Annotated in this window: 3 protein-coding genes and 1 pseudogene; 2 read left to right on the forward strand and 2 right to left on the reverse strand. The window is 72.7% G+C overall.

All coding sequences use genetic code 11. From position 1 onward, the window contains the following. Together ABZV34_RS38025 and ABZV34_RS38030 are read left to right on the forward strand one after the other, a co-directional pair. Positions 1 to 320 (forward strand): annotated as a pseudogene (locus tag ABZV34_RS38025) (cytochrome ubiquinol oxidase subunit I); the annotation flags it as partial. A 62-nt stretch (positions 321 to 382) separates the two neighbouring features. After that, positions 383 to 727: a cytochrome C oxidase subunit I gene (locus tag ABZV34_RS38030; RefSeq protein WP_356287438.1), complete on the forward strand. Its 345-nt coding sequence runs from the start codon at positions 383 to 385 to the stop codon at positions 725 to 727. Positions 728 to 804: 77 nt separating this feature from the next. Here the strand turns inward: ABZV34_RS38030 and ABZV34_RS38035 are convergent, their stop codons facing one another. After that, positions 805 to 2220: a helix-turn-helix domain-containing protein gene (locus ABZV34_RS38035; RefSeq protein ID WP_356287441.1), complete on the reverse strand. Its 1416-nt coding sequence runs from the start codon at positions 2218 to 2220 to the stop codon at positions 805 to 807. Between the two features lie 120 nt (positions 2221 to 2340). Further along, on the reverse strand, positions 2341 to 3025 hold a 685-nt coding region (locus ABZV34_RS38040), incomplete at its 5' end, for a helix-turn-helix transcriptional regulator (RefSeq protein WP_356287444.1).

A 3025-nucleotide genomic window follows, 5' to 3' on the forward strand; every position in this document is an offset into this window, starting at 1 on the left:
GCACGTTCCTCGTCCAGCACTGGCTGGGCGCCGAGGGCATGCCGCGTCGTTACGCCGACTACCTGGCGGCCGACGGCTTCACCGCCCTCAACACGGTCTCCACGATCGCCTCGTTCCTGCTCGGTCTGTCGATGCTGCCGTTCCTCTACAACGTGTGGAAGACCGCCAAGTACGGCAAGAAGGTCGGCGTCGACGACCCCTGGGGGTACGGCCGTTCACTGGAGTGGGCCACCTCCTGTCCGCCGCCGCGGCACAACTTCCACACCCTGCCGCGGATCCGCAGTGAATCCCCGGCGTTCGACCTGCACCACCCGGACATCGTGACGGCCGAGGACCGGGGCCACGGCACGGGAGGCCCGCTCCTGACCGAGCGAGGACCCAGGTGAGCGACCTGCTGCGGCCTGGACCCGACGGTGAACTCGGTAACGCTGTGGATGGTTACCTGCTCTGGCACGCCACCGTCACGGACGCGGAGCAGCGCGCACATGAGTTCGTCGAGGCCATGGACTGGCTGACCACATCACAGCGGGCAGAGATCGAGCGGTGCTACGTCGCCGACAGCCTGAAACGCGCTCGAAAGGACTTCGAACGGATCGCGGCCCGATGCCTCGAGCTACGGGCCGAGTACGAACACCGCTACCAACGGCTGCGCAGGCGCTGCGTGGGGCTCGCCCTGACCGTCTGCGCGGCATCCACCGCGGCCGCGGCCCTGGTGCTGCTCCTGTGACTCCCGGCAGCACACGCCCGATCCGGCCCCGGTCCGACTCCTGTCGTTCGGTGGCGTCGGTGTGACGGTGCGGGCGGTCAGGGGTCGAGGAGGCAGTGGGCGGCGAGAGCGAGTGACAGCTCCACGATGTCGGACGGCCGGCTCAGCGAGCGGCCGGTGAGCTGCTCACAACGGCGCAGGCGGTTCAGGACCGTGTTGCGATGGCAGTAGAGCCGGCCGGCGGCCCGCTGGGCGGAACCGTCGCAGGCGAGCCAGGCCGTGAGGGTCTCCAGCATGACGTCCCGGTCGGACGGGTCTAAGCGCAGCAGCGGCCCGAGCACCCGCTCGGCGAGCGCCGCCCCGAGGACCGGGGCGGAGACGACGAGGGCGGCGGGCAGGTGCTCCTCCAGCACGACCGTCCCGCCGGACCGTGGGCAGGCTCGCAGTGCCGTGTCCGCCAGGCGCCGCGCGTCACCGATCGCCGCGAGACCGTCCACCACCGGGCTCACCCCGATCCGGGCCACGGGCGGGGCGGTCAGCCGGCGGGCTATCTCCCCGGCGTCCACGTCGAGCCCGTACACCCCAGAACGCTCCTCGTCCCGGCGGCCGTCGTCCCCGGGACTGCCCCCTTCCACCGCGGCCGTCGGCCCAGGACCGGTGTCGAGGAGACCGCTCTCCTGGCGGTGACCGGGTTCGCCCTCGTCGTCGGGGTGGCCGGCGACCAGGACGATGCCATAGCTTCCGCCGCCGTCACGGTCACGGTCGCGGTACCACAGGACCCGCAGGCCCGACAGGTGCACCTGTCCCCACGCGTCGGCGCACGTCCGACCGGAGGGCAGGCGGGCCAGCACGACGGCGTACCGCCCCTGCTCGGGAAGGCCCAGCGCGGCCGCCGTGGCGGGCAGGTCGGCGATCCGCGCGGTGCCGTCGAGCAGCGCGGCCGTCATCAGCCGCAGCCGGTTCTCCCGGCGCCACATCAGCTCACGCTCCGTCTGACGGTAGGCCTCGGCCACGACGGCACAGTGCTCGTCGACGAAGTTCCACACGTCGGCGGCGACATGGATGAGCAGATGCGCGTCGGAGGGCTGACGGCGGGTCGTCTCGTCGACGAGTTCCTGCCAGACCATGCCGCCACCCAGCCGGAAGGCGCGCAGCAGGGCGTCCAGCGGGAGCCCGCGGTCCGCCCGTGCCCTGCCGATGGCCCAGGAGCAGCGATGGGCGGCCTCGCGCAGCTCACCGGGCCGGATCAGCGATTCGACGTTGAGCCGCAGCGAACGCCGCACCTCGTCGCGCACGCTCTCCGCGTCGGCCTCCATGGCGGTGCGATAGGCGGGCTCACGCTCCCGCAGCAACGTCATCAGTCGTTCGGTGAGCTCGGGCAGCCCCGCCATCAGCGCCCGGGCGGCCCGGTGCAGTACCGACAGAGCCTCCGCGTCGACGGCGGTACGGACGGCCGGTGCCGGAGTCCGCGATCCCGGCAGGGGCCGGCCGTGGGCGGGTACGAGGTGCTGCATCGCTGTCCTCCACCGGAGTCGGCTCGGTCCGGCCGGCCCGGGCGGCCGACGCGCGGCCGTACGGGTACTCCGGATCCGGACCTCCTGATCCCGCAGGATGACATACCGCCTGGTCGGTACCTAGGGGTGTGCGGTGGTCTTCTCGGCTCGGTCCAGCCAGCGGGAGAGCTCGACCCGGGAGCGGACCCCCAGGGCGGCGAAGACATTCCGCAGGTGATGGTCCACGGTGCGCGGGCTCACGGACAGGCGCAGCGCCACTTCGCGGTTGGTCGCGCCCTCGGCCACACACCGGGCGATCCGCAACTGTTGGGGCGTCAGCAAGCCCAGTAGGCCGGTTGGTTCGCTCTGTCCCGCGTCCCCGGTCGCCCGCAGTTCACCCCTGGCCTGCGATGCCCAGCCGAGTGCCCCGCCTCGCTCGAAGGACACCAGCGCATCACGGAGACGGCCACGCGCCTCCCCCGGTCTGCGCTGCCGTCGCAGCCAGGCTCCGTAGAGGAGTTGGGTACGGCCGCGTTCGAAGTCGCCCGTGAGCTGGTCGTGGTGGGCGAGCGCGGCGGTGAACAGCGGTTCGCACCGATCGGGTCCGGACAGCAGTGCTCGGCAGCGGGCCAGTTGGGCCGGAGCCTGCGGATCGGCGCCCTGCGCCGTCCAGTGGGCGAACTCCGCCACCGCCGAACGGGCCGCGTCCGCCTGCCCGGTGCGGGCCGCCGCCTCCACGAAGCAGGGAACGGCGAGCATCCGTACCGCGAAGTGACCGCGGCGCGGGCCCGCGCCCACCAGCGGGCCGAGCCGGGCGGCGGCTTCG

The organism is Streptomyces sp. NPDC005195 (genome assembly GCF_040608315.1).
Classification (GTDB): domain Bacteria; phylum Actinomycetota; class Actinomycetes; order Streptomycetales; family Streptomycetaceae; genus Streptomyces; species Streptomyces kaempferi.

Excerpts from the sequence above, each read along its gene's own strand:
- ABZV34_RS38035 (WP_356287441.1), bottom strand. The coding sequence starts at position 2,220 with ATGCAGCACCTCGTACCCGCCCACGGCCGGCCCCTGCCGGGATCGCGG.